The sequence below is a fragment of the Motilimonas sp. 1_MG-2023 genome (assembly GCF_030547455.1).
GTDB lineage: Bacteria > Pseudomonadota > Gammaproteobacteria > Enterobacterales > CBDFNC01 > Motilimonas.
In genome coordinates, this window is the sequence record NZ_JAUOPX010000169.1 from 1 (window position 1) to 271 (window position 271).

Annotated in this window: 1 rRNA gene; it reads right to left on the reverse strand. The window is 50.2% G+C overall.

From position 1 onward, the window contains the following. Nucleotides 1-271: ribosomal RNA gene (locus Q4519_RS21880) — 16S ribosomal RNA — on the reverse strand; the annotation flags it as partial.

The following is a 271-nucleotide window of genomic DNA, read 5'->3' on the forward strand; positions in this document are numbered from 1 at the left end:
CATTGCACCGCTACACCTGAAATTCTACCAACCTCTACAAATCTCAATCCTCCCATATCCAAATGCAGTTCCCAGGTAGATCCCGGGGCTTTCACATCTGGCTTAACAAGCCACCTACACGCGCTTTACGCCCAGTAATTCCGATTAACGCTCGCACCCTCCGTATTACCGCGGCTGCTTGCACGGAGTTAGCCGGTGCTTGTTCTGTCGGTAAGGTGACTGCAAGGTGCTTTTAACTCGTTTCCTTTCGTCTCGACAGAAATTGCTTTAC